This is a genomic window from Desulfoscipio sp. XC116, from assembly GCF_039851975.1.
Taxonomy (GTDB): Bacteria; Bacillota; Desulfotomaculia; order Desulfotomaculales; family Desulfallaceae; genus Sporotomaculum.
This window is the reverse complement of the sequence record NZ_CP156660.1, coordinates 4154978-4173257: the sequence shown is the minus strand read 5'-3', so window position 1 is coordinate 4173257 and position 18280 is coordinate 4154978. Positions and strand designations below refer to the sequence as shown.

Genomic DNA, 18280 nt, shown 5'->3' with positions numbered 1-18280 from the left:
CTGACTTGGCGTAAGTCTCCCACCTTCATAGCTGGGAGTGCAGCGCCAACTGAGTCATGTATTTTGCGGTTCTGAAATTCAGGGAGTTGAATCTCCTTTGAATTAAGAACTTGCTTCAATATGTTTAGGAGGAAGCAGTATGAGTTTTTATAGCCCGCTTGCCGAAGTGGATCCGGAGATTTCCCGGGTTGTGGCACAGGAGCTGGATAGGCAGCGTAATACTCTGGAGTTGATTGCCTCGGAGAACATTGTCAGCCGGGCCGTTATGGAGGCCCAGGGCACCGTGCTTACCAATAAATATGCCGAAGGGCTGCCCGGGCGACGTTACTACGGGGGCTGTGCCTTTGTAGATGTAGCGGAAGCACTGGCTATTGAACGGGCAAAAAAAATTTTTCATGCGGAACATGTTAATGTGCAGCCTCATTCCGGTTCTCAGGCCAATATGGCTGTCTATTTCGCCCTGCTTGAGCCGGGCGATACCATTTTAGGCATGAATCTGGCTCACGGGGGACACCTGACGCACGGCAGTCCGCTGAACATTTCGGGACGTTATTTTAACATAGCTTTTTACGGCGTGGAACAAGGTACCGGCATGATTGATTACGACAAGGTTATGGATGCCGCAACTAAAAGTAAGGCTAAAATGATTGTTGCCGGAGCCAGCGCCTATCCCCGTGAAATTGATTTTGCCCGCATGGCTGAAATTGCCGCCGCCGCCGGTGCTTATTTGATGGTGGACATGGCCCATATCGCCGGTTTAGTGGCGGCGGGTCTGCACAACAGTCCCATTCCCCATGCCGATGTGGTTACCACGACTACGCATAAAACACTGCGGGGTCCCCGTGGCGGCATGATACTGTGCAAGGAAAAATACGGCACGGCGGTGGATAAGGCTGTTTTCCCCGGTATTCAGGGCGGCCCGCTGATGCACGTAATCGCCGCCAAGGCGGTAGCTTTTGGCGAGGCGCTGCAGCCCGGTTTTCAGACTTACCAGCAGCAAATAGTGAAAAACGCCCGGGCATTGGCCAGTGCACTTACCGAGCGCGGATTTGAACTCATATCCGGCGGTACCGACAATCACATGCTACTGGCGGATTTGCGCAACAAGCACGTTACCGGACGAGATGCGGAGGAAACACTGGATGAAGTGGGGGTCACCGTAAATAAAAACGCTATTCCCTTTGACCCGCAGCCGCCGGTGATTACCAGTGGCATTCGGGTTGGTACGCCTGCCGTAACCACCCGGGGGCTTAAGGAAGCTGAGATGACTGAGATAGCGGAGATAATTCATTTGGCCTTGAGTTTTGACAGCGATGCCGGGAAACGGGCCCGGGCCGGGGTTATGGCCGCCGATTTGTGCCGCCGGTTTCCCTTATATGAAGAAGGTGGTATTTATGCAGCGCCCCGCCTGGGATGATTATTTTATGGCCATTACCGAGGTCGTGGCCCGGCGCTCCACTTGCTTGCGCCGCCAGGTGGGGGCTGTTATCGTGCAGGAGCATCGCATTCTGGCCACCGGCTACAACGGTGCTCCCGCCGGTATGCGTCATTGTCTGGAAATAGGCTGCCTGCGGGAAAAGCGGGGCATACCGTCCGGCGAGCGGCATGAGCTGTGCCGCGGGCTGCATGCGGAACAAAACGCTCTTTTGCAGGCCGCCGTGCACGGCATTTCCATAGCGGGGGGCGTTTTTTACGTTACTCACCAGCCCTGTGTGCTATGCGCTAAAATGATGGCCAACGCTCGTATCAGCAGAGTGGTTTACCGGGGTGATTACCCCGACCGGCTGGCCCTGGACGTATTTGAGGAATCCGGCATGGAGCTGGTGCGGATATAGGTTCAATAATTTCGTTGCGTTAAACCGGTTGGGTCGCGGAATGGAACTTGTTTAGCGATTATCGTGTGGTGATAAAATGCGAAAAAAAATTATTGCCTTGCCCAGGTTGAATAATTTAACTCCTACCCTGGAATCAACGGCCCTGAAATTGATGGAAGAAGCGGGAGAACTGGCTCAGGCTATCGGTAAGCTGCGCGGCATGAGCGGAGAACGCCGCGCGGTGGGTGACGGCGAAGCCCTGACCTTTATCACCAGGGAGTTGTTGGATGTAGCCCAAACTGCCGTTTCCATGATGTTTGTGCTGGAAGAGAACTACGGCGTCAATATTGAAAAAGCCCTTGACGAGCATATTGCCAAGTTGATGCGCAAAGGATATCTGGTATCGTCAAAGGACGATTGATAAAGCCAACCTCCGGGCAAGTAATTTGTATCCCAAGTTCGGCCGTTGTGATCTTAAGGTGTTAAGGTGCGGATGACTTAGACGGCGCCAGAGCTCTTTTTCGAACACACACCTTAAGCAAATTCAGGAAGGCGGTGTGCAGTGAAGATAGCAGTGGTGTTTGGAACCAGGCCCGAGGCTATTAAGATGGCTCCCCTGGTGAGGATGCTGAAAAATGATGATCAACTGAAATGCCGGGTGGCGGTGACGGCCCAGCACCGGGAAATGTTGGATCAAGTTCTGCAGCTTTTTGATATCGTGCCCGACCATGATTTAAATATCATGCAGGCCGGCCAGACTTTGTTCGATATTACCGGGCGCGCGCTAGCCGGCCTGCAGCGTGTGCTGGAGGCCGAAAGGCCGGATTTGGTGCTGGTGCACGGCGATACTACGACTACCTTCGTGGCTGCTCTGGCTTCCTATTATATGCAGGTGCCGGTGGGGCATGTGGAAGCGGGTTTGCGTACCGGCAATAAGTATTCCCCTTATCCGGAGGAAATGAACCGGCGTTTGACCGGGGCGCTGTGTGATGTGCATTTCGCCCCCACTGCCGGTGCCCGTGATAACTTGCTGAGAGAAGGGGTGGACCCGGAGCGGGTCTATGTTACCGGCAACACCGTTATTGACGCTCTGTTGGCCACGGTGCGTGATGAATACCGGTTTGGTGACTCATTGCTCGACGGAATGGATTTTAGCCGGCACCGGCTGATCTTAATGACCACCCACCGCCGGGAGAATTTGGGTGATCCCATGCGGGATATTTACCTGGCCCTGCGGGATGTACTGCGGGAGCATCCTGATGTGCGGGTTATTTTTCCCGTGCATAAAAACCCCGCTGTACGCCGGGTAGTGCAGCAAGTGCTGGGGGATTCAAAGCAGGTGGATTTAATTGAGCCCATGGACTATGAGCCGTGGATTAATTTAGTGGCCCGCTGTCACCTGGTGCTCACCGATTCCGGCGGCATACAGGAGGAGGCCCCCTCGCTGGGTAAGCCCGTGCTGGTGCTGCGCAACACCACCGAGCGTCCCGAGGCCGTGGAAGCCGGCACTGTGCGCCTGGTGGGTACCGATCGCACCGCCGTGCGTACCGAGACCGAGCGCCTGCTTAATGATCAGGCCTACTACCGGGCTATGGCCGAGGCCGTAAACCCTTACGGTGATGGTATGGCCTGCGGCCGGATAGTGCAGGCTGTTAAGCATGCTTTTAAGCTCAGCGGCCACAGGCCCCGGGAATTCGGTCTATAAACGGCGGTCTTGAGGTATGGATGGGAACAATGCATAAATGCATTGTCGTAAAATCACAAATTAAAGGTGTTTTCGCGGGTTCTTTGTAAAAATGCATGGGTAATGCATTAATGCAGTACCGGTTTTGCTCTAAGCAGAGCCGGTTTTTTGGTTCCTGTCCAAGGGGAAACTGCTGTTTAAACAGCCTGGGTATGGCTTGCTGTCGTTTGCGCAGCAATACTTTAGTTGCCGGCACGTTTATTGCAATATAAGTTTGCTATTACAGGCGAGTTTTATTTTATGGTTACATGGCTAAAAATAATCATAATTCAGGGGGGTTATACAATGGATTTTGCTTTAACCGAAGAACAACAAATGGTACAGGATATGGCTCGCAATTTTGCGGAAAAGGAAATCGCTCCTTATGTTGAAGAGGACGAAAAAAACCATTATTATCGCAGAGAGATATTAACTAAAATGGGTGAACTGGACCTGTTGGGCTGGAGCATTCCGGAGGAATACGGCGGTAACGGCATGGGCTGGATGGAAGGCGTTATTGCTTTGTATGAGATATCCAAGGTTCATACTTCCTGGAGACTTTCCATCAGCGGCAACAACTGGGGTCCGGCCATGACCATTAATGAATATGGCACTGAAGAACAAAAACAGAAATTTATCCCCGGACTGTTGGATGGGTCTCTGGTAGGCAGCTTTGCCATGACCGAGCCCAATACGGGCTCCGACGTGGCCGGGATGAAGACGCTTGCGGAAGACAAGGGTGACCACTGGCTAATTAATGGTACCAAAACATGGATATCCGGCGGACATACTTCCGATATCGGGCTGGTCTACGCCGTTACTGAAAAAGGCGCGCGTCACAAAGGGATTTCCTGCTTCGTAATTGACTACAACAATACCCCCGGCGTTAATCGAATTCCCATTAACGATAAAGTCGGTATGTGGGCCGCTCCGACCTCGGAATTAATTTTTGAAAATGCCGTGGTTCCTAAAGAAAATTTATTGGGACCGGTAAACAGCGGTTTTAAGATTTGCATGTGGCAGTTGAACAATACCCGCATGGGTTGTGCCACCGGCGCGGCTGCTCTTTCCAGGGCCTGCCTGGACGGTGCCGTTCAATATGCCAATGAGCGTATTCAGTTTGGCAAACCCATCGGCAAGCATCAGATGGTTCAGGCCCAGATTGCTGAAATGATCTTGGAAGATGAGGCGGCCAAACAGCTCGTTTATCGCGCCGCCTGGTTAAAAGATAATAATTTGCCCAGCCAGCAGGCTACTTCCATTGCCAAACTGTCCGGTTGCAACGCTGCCGTGCACGCTGCCAACCTGGCTATGAAAATTTACGGCTCATATGGATATTCCAATGAATATCCCTGCGGCAGATGGCTCCGCGATTCCAAGCAGTTTGAAACCCTTGAGGGAACCTCCAACATGCATATGCAGATCATTGCCAACATCGAACTGGGCTTTGCGCCCAACCGCTAGAAGTGCCTTCTGAAGTGCCTTCTTTTGATGCGGAAATTTCTTCAAAGATAATAACGCCCGCCGGAGCGGGCCGGGTGTGCCCGGTCCGTTATCCGGACCAAGGGTGTATTATACTGGCTGGTGCTGTGTACGATAAGCAAAAATGCCAAGTTAAAATATGAGGGGGACCGTAAATGAGTCAAAAGTATGACGAGTTTAAACGCAGAAAAGACCAAATAATGCAAATGGGCGGTGAAAAAGCTGTTGAAAAACAGCATAAATCCGGTAAATTAAGTGCCCGTGAAAGAGTGGAATATTTATTCGATCCCGGTACATTTACTGAAATCGGTACTTTTGTCAAGCACAGGATTACCAATTTCGGCATGGAGAAAAAGGATATCGCCGCCGAAGGTGTAGTATGCGGCTATGGCAAAATAAACGGCCGTATGGCCATGGTGGGCGCGGAAGACTATACTTCCATGGCCGGTACCTTTGGTGAATATCACGGTAAAAAATTCGCCGCTGCCATCGATATGGCCAAGGAAATGGGCATTCCCTTTTTCGGCTTGAATGACTCGGGCGGCGCCAGACTGCAGGAAGGCATTGACACTCTGCAGGCTTATGCGTGGCTGTTTAAAGCCCAAAACCTGGCTTCGGGCGTTATTCCGCAAATAGCTATGCTGCTGGGTCCGTGCCTGGGCGGGCAGGCTTACCACCCGGTTATGCAGGACTTTGTTATCCAAAGCCGCGACCACGGTTACATGGGTATCGCCGGTCCGGCCTTTGTGAAAACCCAGCTGGGCATTGATATCGATTTGCCCACACTGTGCGGTGTGGAAGCTCATGCCGTCAAGTCCGGCTGTACCCACATTGTGGGTGGCGACGATAAAGACTGCATTGATAAAGCCAAAGATCTGCTTAACTATCTGCCTCAGAACAATAAAGAAAAACCGGCCCGGTTGGATACCGGTGACGAAGCCATGCGCCTAATCCCCGAACTGGATGGGTTTATACCCGAGCAGACCATGATCCCCTACGATATGCACGAGGTTATCTATAAATTAGTGGATAATGGTGTATTCTTTGAATTAATGCCCGACTTTGCTAAAAACGTAATCATCGGCTTTGCCCGGTTTAACGGACGGAGCACCGGTGTTGTAGCCAGCCAGCCCAACTGGATGGGCGGCGTTATTGACTGCAACGCGGCGGATAAGGTAGCCCGGTTTGTGCGGTTCTGCGATTTGTTCAACATTCCGCTGGTCAACCTGCACGACACCCCGGCCTACATGATCGGCCCCGAGCAGGAGTGGAAGGGTATCCTGCGCCACGGCGCCAAGATGCTGTTCGCCTATATTGACGCCACAGTGCCCAAGATTACCGTAATGATGCGCAAATCATTCGCCGGCGCCTACCTGGGTATGTGCTGTAAAGATACCGGGGCCGATATTGTTTATGCCTGGCCCGAAGCCACACTCACCATCGTGGGCGCCCAAACCGCCGCCAGCGTTATTTTTGCCAAGGAAATCAAGAATGCCGAAAATCCGGCCGAGGTACGGGAACAGCGGATCAAAGAATACAGCGACCTTTATGAAAACCCGTATCACGCGGCGGCACGCGGTTATGTGGATGACATTATTCTGCCTTCGGAAACCAGAAAGAAAATATGTGCCTCGCTGGACCTGCTGGAGAACAAATCCGTGGCCAGGCCCTGGCGTAAATTCTCCAACATTAATATGTAGTCATAAGAGTCGTTCGGCAGTGTATTTGAGACTTTGCGCCGCTGTAACCGATTGTTTCGCAGCGTAAAATTACCTGTGCCGGCTATTGCCAGGTTTAACATTGTTTAAAAAATAGCCGGCACAGTTTTATATAAAATACACAATAATCAATTAACATTTATGCCCCGGCAGGAGACTAGGTATTATGTAGCGAAATACAGTAAAATTTAGAATATTATAGCCTTTGTGCAAGGGGAGGTTATGGATGTATGGTTGACTGGGGTATGGCCACATCGGTGGCTCTCTCGGGAATAGTATCTGTTTTCGCTGTACTGGCGGTTTTGCAAATTGCTGTGCAAGTTGCGGGAAAAATAATCGACGGCCAGGCCAAAAAACAAGCGCAAAAACAAAATGCATAAAATTTAGGAGGTAAATAATATGGTACAAGTTAATGCTCCCATGGTGGGAAAAGTGCTGTCTGTCGATGTAAAAGCAGGCGATCAGGTGAAAAAGAACGATGTGCTGGTGACTCTGGAAGCTATGAAAATGCAAATTAAAGTGTATGCGCCCAACGACGGCGAAGTGGCTGAAGTTAATGTAAACGCCGGTGATGTAGTGAATACCGACACTGTTTTAGCAGCTTTGAAATAATCTAATAAAATTAGGAGGAAAGAGGCATGGAGCAGCTGGCGGAAATTTTCAACGGAGTTGGGGTTACACAGCTGACCCCTGGCAATGTTGCCATGTGGCTGATTGCCTTTGTCCTCTTTTACCTGGCCATTAAGAAGGGGGTTGAGCCGTTACTTTTATTGCCTATCGGCTTTGGGGTATTTATGGCCAACTTCCCTCTGACCGGCCTTTTAGAAGAGGGTGGACTGTTTTACATCTTTTATCACTATGGCATTGAGACGGAATTAATTCCCCCCCTTATTTTCTTGGGCCTGGGTGCGATGACCGACTTTGGGCCGGTGCTTGCCAATCCTAAAACATTGCTTCTTGGTGCGGCAGCCCAGTTGGGTGTATATGCGGCGTTTTTCGGTGCCTTGATGGTGGGCTTTACCGTGCAAGAGGCGGCCACTATCGGTATTATCGGGGGTGCCGATGGTCCGACCACCATATATCTCGCCGCCAATTTAGCCCCGCACATGATGGGCTCGGTGGCGGTGGCGGCTTACTCATATATGGCGCTGGTGCCTATTATTATTCCGCCTATTGCCAAGTTGCTGACCACTAAAGAAGAACGTGCCATGGTAATGAATATGATGCGCATGCCCAGTAAGACGGAGAAAATCGTTTTCCCCATTTTAGCGTCTATCATTATAATATTATTGGTGCCCAAGTCGGCTCCGCTGATTGCCATGTTTATGCTGGGCAACTTGTTCATGGAGAGCGGCGCGGTGGAGCGGCTTACCAATGTCAGCCGCAATGAATTGATGAACATAGTCACTATTTTGCTCGGTGTAGGTGTTGGATCCACCATGACGGCGGAAAACTTCCTGAACTTTAAGAGCATGGGAGTATTTGTCATGGGTGTGGTGGCCTTTGCCTTTGCCACGGCGGGCGGTGTATTAATAGCCAAGTTTATGAACCTGTTCGTCAAGAACAAGGTCAACCCGCTTATCGGTGCCGCGGGCGTGTCCGCCGTGCCCATGGCGGCCCGGGTGGTGCATAACATGGGCGCCGAGGCCAACCCGCAAAATTATCTGTTGATGCACGCTATGGGGCCGAACGTGGCCGGTGTTATAGGAACGGCCGTGGCCGCCGGTGCGTTTATATCGGCCATACTGTAGATTATTGCATATAACTGACAGTACAGTTGACTGACATTGCAGCGAAAAGTACGGTTTATAAAAACCTGCCTCTGAAAACCCACGGGTTCGTCCCGTGGGATGAAAGAGGCATCGCCCGTGGGGCGATAAATACTTCGCAAACACACGTTTCCATGGTGTAATATACCTGTACTCTTTAACAATCAGAATAGGGTTGCAGCGGGTCAATGGGTTGCTGCGTAAAACTGATTCCCAAAAGAGATTGGTGCTTTCAAGTAAGCATGTATCTACGTAGCCGTATGGCGAAGTAGCAGATGCCTATGGATCGGGCCAAGGCTGTGCTAACACAGTGCTGTAGCTCACGAGAGAGTATAAGACCTTGCTTTGCCAGGGCAGTTCTCAATGAAATGAGAAGCTTCCGGGAAGAAGCTTCCGGGCTCGTCCCGGAGGAGGTTCACCAAATTAAAGGGGAGTGTCGCAAAACTATTTTCTTGGAGTAATGAGCGACGCTTCCCTTCCCTTCCCAGGTGCAGCCAATTATTCCGATAATAATCCGGTATCTTTACCAAAGGCTGCCGCACCATGAACTACTTAGTCCGTTGTGCAACAGCCCCTTTATTTTCACTTCGGGTGGGGTAGAATCAGTATCTGAAGAATCCCCATCTGAAGCCCCGATGTTCAGCTTTAGCTGAGCAAGTTTACTTTTCGATCTTAAAGCCGCCAAAGTGCGTTGCCGAACTTAAACCCGGCAATAGCCGGTATTACTTTGGGCTATAGCGGCAGCCCTTTTTCCTTGAGGCGGTTTATCTTGCGCACAATGGTCGACTGATCGACATGCAGCGCTTTAGCCGCTTTGTATGTGCTGCCCAGCTCTTTTATCGCGGCTCCGATCAGCTGGCGCTCCAGCTCCATCTGGGCTGTTTTTAAAGGAAGGATGCCCTGGACGGTTACTTTATGCGGTTCGTTCCGCTGAGACGGTGTCATGTTGAGCGGTATGTCCACAGACTTAATTACCGGCTCGGTGGATGTCACCAGCAATCGCTCCACCACATTCTTTATCTCCCGTACATTTCCCGGCCATTGGTGTTCAATTAAGTCCTTAAATACCCGAGGTGAGAATTCCTTTTGGATACCGTATATCTTTTCAAATTGTTTTTTGAAGTTGTAGACAAGAGGTATTATGTCATCCCGTCTTTCACGCAGCGGCGGTATATTAATGGGCACCACGTTGAGCCGGAAATACAGGTCCTCCCTGAATTTGCCTTCTTGCACCAGCTCTTCCAGCTGCCTGTTGGTTGCCGCAATAATACGCACGTTGATGGGACGGGGCTTGGTGCTGCCGATGCGGGTTATCTCTCTTTCCTGCAAAACCCGCAGTAGTTTCACTTGAAAAGGCAAAGGCAAATCGCCGATTTCGTCCAGGAACAATGTGCCCTTATCCGCCAACTCAAACATGCCGGGCTTGCCTTCCCGGTTGGCCCCCGTAAAGGCGCCCTTTTCATAGCCGAACATTTCCGACTCCAGCAGGTTTTCGGGGATGGCGCCGCAGTTTACCGTGATAAACGGTCCGCTGCTCCTCTTGCTGTGTTTGTGGATGGCCTTGGCTACCACTTCCTTGCCCACGCCCGACTCGCCCAGCAGCAGTACGGTGGAATTTACCTGGGCCAGCTGCAGAGCCATTTCCATTACTTTTTTCATTTTAATGGACTTGATTACCAGGCCCGCCTGGTCAATAAGTTTGCTGCGCAGCTGGGTCAGTTCCCCGTGATAGCGCTCGCTCAAGGCAATGCTTTGTTCCAGCTGGTTCTTAAGATTATGCAAATCCGAAATATCCCTGATATTAATAACCACCCGTACAATTTCGCCTTGCTGATCGTGTACCGGGTTGCCGGTAATTAACAGCTGGTTGTTGTCGGCGGTCAGCTCCGATAGGGTGACGGCACCGTTTTGTTCGATTACGGTGTCGACTACGGACTGGGAATAAACACCCCTGGCAATTAAATCCGCCATGGTCATATGCTGAATGTGTGCCGCCGGAATGCCTGTAATGCGCTCGTGGGCCTTATTGGCCCGGATAATTTGACCGCTGCGGTCGGTGATAATGATGCCGTCATATGACGACTCAATAATCGTTTCCAGTTCTTTGTTCAACTGCTTAACAGAGCTCAACTCTTCGGAAATAAATTCAATTTCCGAAATGTCCTGAAATACTCCAATAGCACCGACTACCTGCCCGTTTTCAACGATAGGGCTGCGGTTGGTCAGGTAGGTATGCGTTCCCGAGGAATACCCCACGGAAAATTTATAGTGGGACAAGTAGTTGCCGTTTTCCAAAATATCCAGCAGGCCATGGGGGATGATCACTTCGGAAAGATGATGCCCCAGAGCCTCGCTTTTTTTGCGGCGGGTAATTTTTTCCGCAGCGTAATTAAATGTGGTAATTGTTCCCTCTTTGTCAATGGCCACGATACCGTTATGGGCCGAATCCATTATAGCTTCGGCCTGCTGAAACTTTTGGCTGGCCACTTTAAAAAGGGTGTGTCCCACTTCCGAGCGGTCCAGTATGCCGATTATGCGACCGCTGTCGTTTACTACCGGAAAAACATTGGCCGGCATGGTCCAGGCATCGGAAGCGAGTGCGTTCTCTTTGAGAATATAAACCTCCCGCTGCATGATATCCCGCACTTTTACATGGCCTTCGGTCACTCGCGGGCCGGCATTGATTATTTCTTCCCGGGATACGATGCCGGTGACAGTACCGTCATCATCAGTAACGGGAATACCGATAAGCTGTCTTTGATTGATCATTTTCCAGGCTTCAAGGGCGGTTTGCCCCGGCCGGACAGATGTGCTGTTTGGAGTCATAATGTCCTTTACCAACATTTTCCCACCGCCTTTGTGTTGCCCTGCGAAATTCCAGTTCATTAATAATATATTAATTAATTTATCGCTTTTCGAATATAAAATCAATCTATAATTAAATGTTCGTTTAAATATAAAGTTTTTCTAAAATTACAATTTTCGGGAAGGATTTTAGGCGGCTTTGTTTAATTGTTTTTACAAGAAAAAAATAAAAACCGATTTTATTGTATGAAACACCAGAGGTGGTGAGTGACGTGGTTAAGGCCGGGGATACCAAAGTTAAAGATAAAGAACCCGGGAGTGTACGTTCAGTGGAGCGGGCCGCAGATATTTTAACTTGTTTGGGAACCAGCGAAAAAACCCTCACTGAGATTAGCCAGGAAACAGGCCTGAGTAAGGCTACCGCGTATCGCATTCTGGGCGCGCTGCAAAAGAAGGATTTTGTGGCTAAAGAAGAAGACGGCGGCAAATATTTTTTACATTGGGGACTGGTGGGTTTATTGTCGGAAAACATTTCCCGTGAGCACCGGTTGGTACAGTCCGTGCAGCCCTATATGCAAAAATTATGGCGTTACACCGGCGAAACAGTAACTTTATACGTGCGCAAAGGGTATAACAGGGTGTGTGTGGCCGAATTCGTCAGCCAGCATTTTCTCAAATTTTCCGTAGGGGTGGGCACAGTTGTGCCGTTAAGCGTGCATACCGGTTCACCCGGCAATCTTTTGCTGGCCTATATGGCGGAGGAAGAGGTAGCTGAAATATTAACGCAGTGTGAGCAGGCCGGGCTGAATAATGACACCACCGAGCGTGGTATGTTGTTTCAGGAACTGCAGAAAATAAAGAGGCAAGGCTGGGCCAGTAGTCTTGGCGAGCGAATTAACGGTGGTTCCAGCTTGTCGGTGCCCATTTGGAACCGCCACGGCAAAGTAGTGGCGTCTTTAAATATATTTGGTCCCAGCAGCCGGCTGAATAAAGAAGCTCTGATGGGCTATCTGGATATTTTAAATGAATGCGCGGCATCCATATCCGCCCGGCTGGGCGCTTCGTCCGAGATGATAAGGGGGATGAATAATACCGGCTAATTAGGCGGGAATATATGCGTTCGGTGAAAATATATAAATGCCTGGATGGGACGTGATCAAATCCTGATTATGTTTTGTTCCTCCCTGCCAGAAATTGCGTGACAAAAAAGTCCGTATAATAGATATGCGCTGAAGGAAAAGAATCTTAAGCGGAGAATCTTTTTTCAATAGCTCCTTATTTTTTTTGCCAAGCCATTTAACATATTGTCATCACCTTAGTCATACATTTTTGGATAGAGAGCTAATATTTGCCTGGCCGGGTACGTGCTGTCGCAAGTAAATGAAATTTACCGGTGATGAGTAAAATAAAATTACAAAAAGTACGGATCCTCCTGGAGGAATACTATCTTTTTTGTAGAAATGTATTCTGTAAGCGAAAATGTAAAATACGCGACAACAAAATGTATTTTATGCGACATTTTTTGATAATTTAAGGCGTGGTTATTGTGGAAAAACCCAAAAGCAAGAGAAGCGGGGCGTTGACAGCCATAGCCGTCACCACTGCCATTGGCACCGAGCTGGCCATTACGACCCTGTTGGGGTTTTATGGCGGGAGATTTTTAGATGGCAAGCTGGGTACGGAGCCATGGTTTCTGGTGGCGGGTGTTTTAGTTGGCGTAGCCGCGGGCATTCTTGGTATTATTCAAACCACGCAGCGATTTTTTAAATAATAACGTGTAAGGAGCGATGAGGTTGCAAAGACCGGCGCCCATACGCAATATTGATCAACAACTGACGCGCACGACCAGAATTATGGGTTTTATTATATTGCTGACCCTGCCGGGATTGATTATAAGCCCCGGGGATGCGTTAATTCTGGGGTTTATTGTGGGCGGTATTTTTGGCATTATTAACTGTATCTTTCTGGTAAAAAGAATGAATATGCTCGTTCAGTTAATGAAGGAAACAGATATTGGTCAAAAAAAGGCCAAGGCCTTCATGCGAGCCGGGTTTTACCCCCGCATGGCGCTCATTGTAGGTATTATTGCTTTGGCCGGCCGGGTTGATTTTTTGAGTATTTACGGGGTGGGGGCCGGGCTGCTGGTGCCCACCGTAATTACGGTGCTGGACGCCAATTTGGCGCTATACCGTTATTATACGGCGCGAGATGCCGTTGATAAAATATAAGGAAATAAAATTTACTTAGGGAAAGGGGTGAGAAAGAGTTGTCTGCAGCCGCAGGTCACGAAGCAAGTAAAGACATCCTGGCCATAGTACACGATAATCTAAACGTATGGGGGTTTCCCCATGACGCGGTGAATTTCGGGTTCGGAGCCATGAACCTGAAAACGCTGGTCATGACCTGGATAGTTATGGGGTTAATTATTCTTTTCACTGTTGCCGCCACCCGTAACATGCAGTTGAAAAGACCAGGCAAGATTCAATTAATGGTGGAGGAAATGTTTCAGTTTTTAAGGGGTCTGGCTTATGAAAACCTTGACCCCAAAAAAGGTGCCAGCTTGATGTGCCTTTTGTTCAGCCTGTTTATTTTTCTTTTGTTCAGCAACCTTTGGGGCCTTATACCGACCATGATGTCGCCCACGGCGGATGTCAACACCACACTTGGTATGGCGCTTTTTGTGTTCATATTGGTGCAGGTGCTGGGACTCTATTACCGCAAGCTCGGTTACTTCAAACACTTTTTTGAACCGTTTGTATTTTTCCTGCCCATCGTTCTTGTTGAAGAATTGTCCAAGCCCTTAACGCTGGCCTTCCGTCTTTACGGCAATATCTACGCCGGTGAAGTACTTATTGCGGTATTGCTGGGGTTGGTCCCCTTGACCGCCACCATTTTCGGCGGGTTCCTGGCATCGGTGGTATGGCTGTCATTCAGTATTTTTGTTGGTTTTATTCAAGCATTCATTTTTACCATGCTGACCATTGCGTATGTATCCCAGGTAACTGCTGAGCATCACTAACTCTAATGTTTTTTAACTAGCTGATATCTCAACATAAAAATAGAGATATGCCACCATAATTTATGTTTTTAAAATTTGGGGGAGAAAGGAGGGGAAAAGTATGGATTTAGCAGCTGCTGCTGCAATCGGTACTGCTCTGGCCGTAGGTTTGGCTTCCATCGGTGCCGGTATCGGTGACGGTCTTGTAACTGGTAAAACTGTAGAGGCTACAGCTCGTCAGCCTGAACTCAGAGGTAGCCTGATGACCTTAATGTTCATTTCCGTAGGTTTGATCGAGGCACTGCCCATTATCGCCGTTGTTATCGCGTTCATTTTGATGGGTAAAATGGGTTAATTCCTGTCAAGGCTTTAAGGAATGCTGTGGCGAAAGGCGGTATAGCAGGTCCGGGTCCTTTCGGGTGCCAAACCTGCTATCGCCTTCCTTTTGTCCACGGACCAGAGGAAGGAGGGTAATTTTTTGGATGCCATTGTTCAGGTTTTAAACCTCAATAATACATTGGTGGCGCAAGTTTTTAACTTTATAATGTTACTCATCTTCCTTCGCGTTGTTGTATATCCGCATATCGTCAGAATGCTGGAAGAACGGCAGAATTTTATCGCTAATAATGTGGCCGCTGCCGAAGAGGAAAGAAAACAAGCGGAGGCACTGCGCCGGGAGTATCTGGATGAATTGCAAAAGGCCAAAAACGAGGCCCAAAGCATTGTCCAGAAATCTGTAAAAGCCGCCGAGGAACAAGCTCATGAGATAATTGAGGCGGCCAAGGCGGAATCCAACCGCATTAAAGAATCTGCCTTGCAGGATATAAACAGGGAGAAGGAGAAGGCTGTTGCAGAATTGCGCGACCAGGTGGCTGCATTGTCCATACTGGTGGCCGGTAAAGTTGTCAGTGAAAAAATAACTGCCGACGTACAGCGCGGTATGATTGATGATTTTATTAAAGAGGCAGGGGATCTGCCATGCTAAGAGGGGCTGTAGCCGGGCGTTATGCCGAAGCGCTTTATGAAATTGCGGTGCGGGAAAAGCTGGTAGATCAGCTGGAGTCGGAATTAAAGGCCGTCAATAACGTGCTTAATGAATCCGAGCCGCTGAAAAAGGTAATTGTCCATCCCCGTATTGCCGCCACTGAGAAAAAGGAAGTGCTGGCCGCCTTATTTAAAGACCGCATTTCTGAAATCACCATGAATTTTCTTGGCTTTGTGATAGACCGCCAGCGTGAAGCATTTTTGGCGGATATTACCGAATATTTTACCGGGTTGGCCAATAAAGCCCGTAATATCAGCGATGTTCAGGTAACTTCGGCGGTAGAGCTCACCAAAGAAGAGAAGAAAGACATGGCCGCCGCCATGGCCAAATGCACCGGTAAAAAAGTCAAGCTTGCCTATAGCGTTGATCAAGGGCTGCTGGGCGGAGTGGTCGTGCGCATTGGTGACAAGGTTATCGACGGAAGCGTGCGCACCCGTTTGCAAACCCTGCGCGAGCACCTCAGACAAATAAGTTAAAAGTGGATAGGGGTGAAACAGTAGATGAATTTGCGACCTGAAGAGATCAGCTCGATCATTCGGCAGCAAATCGAAAAATATAAAGCCGAAATTGAGGTCAGTGACGTTGGCACGGTCATCCAGGTGGGTGACGGTATTGCCAGGGTTTACGGACTGGAAGAATGTATGGCCAGTGAGCTGCTGGAATTCCCCGGCGGCACAATGGGTATGGCGCTGAACCTGGAAGAGGACAACATCGGCTGCGTGCTCATGGGACCCTACACCCACATTAAGGAAGGCGACACTGTTAAACGTACCGGCCGGATTATTTCCGTGCCCGTAGGTGACGCCATGATCGGCCGCGTGGTTAACCCGCTGGGGCAGCCCATTGACGGCCTTGGTCCCATCAATAGTGATAAATTCCGCCCGGTTGAGCGTATTGCTCCCGGTGTTATTGAACGTAAATCAGTGCACCAGCCCCTGCAAACCGGTCTAAAAGCTGTTGACTCCATGATTCCCATCGGCCGCGGCCAGCGGGAATTGATTCTTGGCGACCGCCAAACCGGTAAGACCGCCGTGGCGGTGGACGCTATTATTAACCAAAAGGGTAAAGATGTTATCTGCATTTACGTGGCTGTGGGCCAAAAGAACTCCACCGTGGCTAACGTGCAGCAGAGACTGAAGGACACCGGGGCTATGGATTACACCATCATCGTATCCGCCACCGCGTCCGACCCGGCACCGCTTTTGTTTATCGCTCCCTTTGCGGGCGCCGCTATTGGTGAAGAATTTATGGAAAGCGGCAGGCATGTTCTGATCGTATACGATGACCTGACCAAGCAAGCCGCCGCTTATCGTGAACTTTCCCTGCTGCTGCGCCGTCCGCCCGGACGCGAAGCTTATCCGGGTGACGTATTCAACCTGCACTCCCGCTTGCTGGAGCGTGCCTGTAAGTTGAGTGATGAGCTGGGAGCCGGTTCCATGACCGCGCTGCCCATCATTGAAACCCAGGCCGGTGACGTTTCGGCCTATATTCCCACAAACGTTATTTCCATTACCGACGGCCAGATTTACCTGGAGCCCGATCTGTTCAACGCCGGTGTGCGCCCCGCTGTTAACGTGGGTATCTCCGTATCCCGGGTGGGTGGCGCGGCCCAGATCAAGGCTATGAAACAGGTAGCCGGTACTTTGCGTCTGGACCTGGCCCAGTATCGCGAACTGGCCGCGTTTGCCCAGTTCGGTTCCGACCTGGATAAATCCACCCTGGCCCGTTTAACCCGCGGTGAGCGCATGGTGGAACTGTTAAAGCAGGGCCAGTATGTGCCTATGGACGTTGAAGACCAGGTCATCTCTATTTTCTCAGCCGCCAGAGGTTTCCTTGATGATCTGCCGGTTGAAAAAGTTCTGCCGTTTGAAACAGGCCTGCTTAAGTTTATCAAGGCCAACAAAGCCGACGTTCGTAAGGAACTGAGCGAGAAGAAAGAAATTAGCAAGGATTTCGAAGAGAAGCTCAAAGCTGCCATTAAGGAATTTAAAGACGGCTTTGTCAAGTAATGCACCCGGCGAAAGATATAGCGAGGTGGTGAAACAGTAAATGGCTAGTTTGCGCGACCTGCGGCGTCGTATTAAAAGTATCAGCAGTACTCAGAAGATTACCAAGGCTATGAAAGCGGTGGCCGCAGCTAAAATGCGGCGCGCTCAGGAGAATGTGCTGGCTGCCAGGCCCTTCGCACGGCGGGTGCGGGATGTACTGGGCAGGGTTGGCTCTGCTTCCGTAGGTATGAAGCACCCATTACTTGCCGTACGCGAGCCGCAAAAGGTGGCTTATATCATAGTGACCGCGGACCGCGGCCTGTGCGGAGGCTTTAACGCCAATGTTATCAAAGCGGGCGTTCAGGAGTTGAAGAATCACCCGAACGTTGATGTTATAGCTATCGGCCGTAAAGGCAGGGATTTCTATCGCCGCCGCAACTACAGTATTGCTCAGCAATTTGTCGGTATCGGCGACGCCAATCTGGGTACGGCCAATGAGGTTGCCCAGTTTGTTATAGATAAATACGCGGCCGAGGAATATGATGAGGTTTATCTGATTTACAGCCAGTTTGTGAACGTGCTGGTACAAAAACCCGTGGTGCAGAAGATTCTGCCTGTCCAGCCCCCGGAAGGGGAGACCGACGAAAAGAAAGTGGATTACATTTTCGAGCCCGATGCGGAAAGTATTATGGGCAGCTTGTTGCCCATGTATGTGCAAAACGCGCTGTTCCAGGCCCTGCTGGAAACTAATGCCGGCTTCTACAGCGCTCAGATGACGGCTATGGATAATGCCACAAAGAACGCGGCGGATATGATCGACAGGCTGACGCTTTCTATGAACCGTGCCCGTCAGGCCGCCATTACCACAGAAATATCCGAAATTGTCGGCGGCGCTGCCGCTCTTGAGTAAGCGGGCGGGGGTTCCGTACGGTTAGCCG

The 18280-nt window shown here is 50.1% G+C and carries 19 protein-coding genes; 18 read left to right on the top strand and 1 reads right to left on the bottom strand.

The genetic code is table 11. From position 1 onward, the window contains the following. The first annotated feature begins 139 nt into the window (after positions 1-139). The 9 genes from glyA (at position 140) to ABDB91_RS19435 (ending at position 8488) form a co-directional block, all read left to right on the top strand. Positions 140-1417: a serine hydroxymethyltransferase gene (gene glyA, locus ABDB91_RS19475; protein ID WP_347489383.1), complete on the top strand. Its 1278-nt coding sequence runs from the start codon at positions 140-142 to the stop codon at positions 1415-1417. After that, complete coding sequence (locus ABDB91_RS19470; RefSeq protein ID WP_347489382.1) at positions 1395-1835, top strand: cytidine/deoxycytidylate deaminase family protein; 441 nt, start codon at positions 1395-1397, stop codon at positions 1833-1835. Before glyA ends, ABDB91_RS19470 begins: the two co-directional genes overlap by 23 nt. 76 nt (positions 1836-1911) lie before the next feature. Further along, entirely contained in the window at positions 1912-2235 is a 324-nt protein-coding gene (locus ABDB91_RS19465) for a MazG-like family protein (protein WP_347489381.1), read from the top strand. Positions 2236-2376: 141 nt separating this feature from the next. Further along, positions 2377-3519: a UDP-N-acetylglucosamine 2-epimerase (non-hydrolyzing) gene (gene wecB, locus ABDB91_RS19460; protein WP_347489380.1), complete on the top strand. Its 1143-nt coding sequence runs from the start codon at positions 2377-2379 to the stop codon at positions 3517-3519. A 324-nt stretch (positions 3520-3843) separates the two neighbouring features. Beyond that, positions 3844-5001: an acyl-CoA dehydrogenase family protein gene (locus tag ABDB91_RS19455; protein WP_347489379.1), complete on the top strand. Its 1158-nt coding sequence runs from the start codon at positions 3844-3846 to the stop codon at positions 4999-5001. Between the two features lie 173 nt (positions 5002-5174). Further along, the gene (locus ABDB91_RS19450) at positions 5175-6719 is read left to right on the top strand and encodes a carboxyl transferase domain-containing protein (RefSeq protein WP_347489377.1); all 1545 of its coding nucleotides are present in this window, start codon (positions 5175-5177) and stop codon (positions 6717-6719) included. Between the two features lie 248 nt (positions 6720-6967). Next, entirely contained in the window at positions 6968-7117 is a 150-nt protein-coding gene (locus ABDB91_RS19445) for an OadG family transporter subunit (protein WP_347489376.1), read from the top strand. Between the two features lie 19 nt (positions 7118-7136). Further along, the gene (locus ABDB91_RS19440) at positions 7137-7349 is read left to right on the top strand and encodes a biotin/lipoyl-containing protein (RefSeq protein ID WP_347489375.1); all 213 of its coding nucleotides are present in this window, start codon (positions 7137-7139) and stop codon (positions 7347-7349) included. A 26-nt stretch (positions 7350-7375) separates the two neighbouring features. Then, positions 7376-8488 carry a sodium ion-translocating decarboxylase subunit beta gene (locus ABDB91_RS19435; RefSeq protein WP_347489373.1) on the top strand — a complete coding sequence of 371 codons (1113 nt, stop codon included), beginning with the start codon at positions 7376-7378 and terminating at the stop codon, positions 8486-8488. Between the two features lie 750 nt (positions 8489-9238). Here ABDB91_RS19435 and ABDB91_RS19430 read toward each other — a convergent pair. Beyond that, positions 9239-11350, bottom strand: a complete 2112-nt coding sequence (locus ABDB91_RS19430) for a sigma 54-interacting transcriptional regulator (RefSeq protein ID WP_347489372.1) — start codon at positions 11348-11350, stop codon at positions 9239-9241. Between the two features lie 233 nt (positions 11351-11583). On the opposite strand from ABDB91_RS19430, the gene ABDB91_RS19425 reads away from it, so the two are divergent. From ABDB91_RS19425 to atpG, 9 genes are all read left to right on the top strand, one after another. Beyond that, the gene (locus ABDB91_RS19425) at positions 11584-12411 is read left to right on the top strand and encodes an IclR family transcriptional regulator (protein WP_347489371.1); all 828 of its coding nucleotides are present in this window, start codon (positions 11584-11586) and stop codon (positions 12409-12411) included. A gap of 446 nt (positions 12412-12857) precedes the next feature. Beyond that, entirely contained in the window at positions 12858-13082 is a 225-nt protein-coding gene (locus ABDB91_RS19420) for an AtpZ/AtpI family protein (protein WP_347489369.1), read from the top strand. A gap of 22 nt (positions 13083-13104) precedes the next feature. Then, positions 13105-13539 carry an ATP synthase subunit I gene (locus ABDB91_RS19415; protein ID WP_347489368.1) on the top strand — a complete coding sequence of 145 codons (435 nt, stop codon included), beginning with the start codon at positions 13105-13107 and terminating at the stop codon, positions 13537-13539. A 38-nt stretch (positions 13540-13577) separates the two neighbouring features. Beyond that, positions 13578-14330 (top strand): F0F1 ATP synthase subunit A, encoded by a 753-nt coding sequence (gene atpB / locus ABDB91_RS19410; protein WP_347489367.1) that lies wholly within the window; start codon positions 13578-13580, stop codon positions 14328-14330. Between the two features lie 100 nt (positions 14331-14430). Next, a complete protein-coding gene (gene atpE, locus ABDB91_RS19405) occupies positions 14431-14664 on the top strand; it encodes a F0F1 ATP synthase subunit C (protein ID WP_347489366.1) in 234 nt (77 codons plus the stop codon). A 123-nt stretch (positions 14665-14787) separates the two neighbouring features. Next, a complete protein-coding gene (gene atpF, locus ABDB91_RS19400) occupies positions 14788-15294 on the top strand; it encodes a F0F1 ATP synthase subunit B (protein WP_347489365.1) in 507 nt (168 codons plus the stop codon). Continuing rightward, positions 15288-15830: an ATP synthase F1 subunit delta gene (atpH, locus tag ABDB91_RS19395; RefSeq protein ID WP_347489364.1), complete on the top strand. Its 543-nt coding sequence runs from the start codon at positions 15288-15290 to the stop codon at positions 15828-15830. The genes atpF and atpH overlap by 7 nt, the downstream gene beginning before the upstream one ends. A gap of 24 nt (positions 15831-15854) precedes the next feature. Next, positions 15855-17363, top strand: coding sequence for a F0F1 ATP synthase subunit alpha (gene atpA / locus ABDB91_RS19390; protein ID WP_347489363.1), 1509 nt, complete (start codon positions 15855-15857; stop codon positions 17361-17363). A 40-nt stretch (positions 17364-17403) separates the two neighbouring features. Then, complete coding sequence (atpG, locus tag ABDB91_RS19385) at positions 17404-18252, top strand: ATP synthase F1 subunit gamma (RefSeq protein ID WP_347489362.1); 849 nt, start codon at positions 17404-17406, stop codon at positions 18250-18252. Positions 18253-18280 lie beyond the last annotated feature (28 nt).

Bases quoted from the DNA above. Each gene is read 5' to 3' on its own strand.
- ABDB91_RS19455 (WP_347489379.1), top strand. From the start codon at position 3,844: ATGGATTTTGCTTTAACCGAAGAACAACAAATGGTACAGGATATGGCT.
- atpH (WP_347489364.1), top strand. From the start codon at position 15,288: ATGCTAAGAGGGGCTGTAGCCGGGCGTTATGCCGAAGCGCTTTATGAA.
- atpE (WP_347489366.1), top strand. From the start codon at position 14,431: ATGGATTTAGCAGCTGCTGCTGCAATCGGTACTGCTCTGGCCGTAGGT.
- ABDB91_RS19465 (WP_347489381.1), top strand. From the start codon at position 1,912: ATGCGAAAAAAAATTATTGCCTTGCCCAGGTTGAATAATTTAACTCCT.
- glyA (WP_347489383.1), top strand. From the start codon at position 140: ATGAGTTTTTATAGCCCGCTTGCCGAAGTGGATCCGGAGATTTCCCGG.
- ABDB91_RS19450 (WP_347489377.1), top strand. From the start codon at position 5,175: ATGAGTCAAAAGTATGACGAGTTTAAACGCAGAAAAGACCAAATAATG.
- ABDB91_RS19440 (WP_347489375.1), top strand. From the start codon at position 7,137: ATGGTACAAGTTAATGCTCCCATGGTGGGAAAAGTGCTGTCTGTCGAT.
- atpA (WP_347489363.1), top strand. From the start codon at position 15,855: ATGAATTTGCGACCTGAAGAGATCAGCTCGATCATTCGGCAGCAAATC.
- ABDB91_RS19445 (WP_347489376.1), top strand. From the start codon at position 6,968: ATGGTTGACTGGGGTATGGCCACATCGGTGGCTCTCTCGGGAATAGTA.
- ABDB91_RS19470 (WP_347489382.1), top strand. From the start codon at position 1,395: ATGCAGCGCCCCGCCTGGGATGATTATTTTATGGCCATTACCGAGGTC.
- ABDB91_RS19435 (WP_347489373.1), top strand. From the start codon at position 7,376: ATGGAGCAGCTGGCGGAAATTTTCAACGGAGTTGGGGTTACACAGCTG.
- ABDB91_RS19430 (WP_347489372.1), bottom strand. From the start codon at position 11,350: ATGTTGGTAAAGGACATTATGACTCCAAACAGCACATCTGTCCGGCCG.
- atpG (WP_347489362.1), top strand. From the start codon at position 17,404: ATGGCTAGTTTGCGCGACCTGCGGCGTCGTATTAAAAGTATCAGCAGT.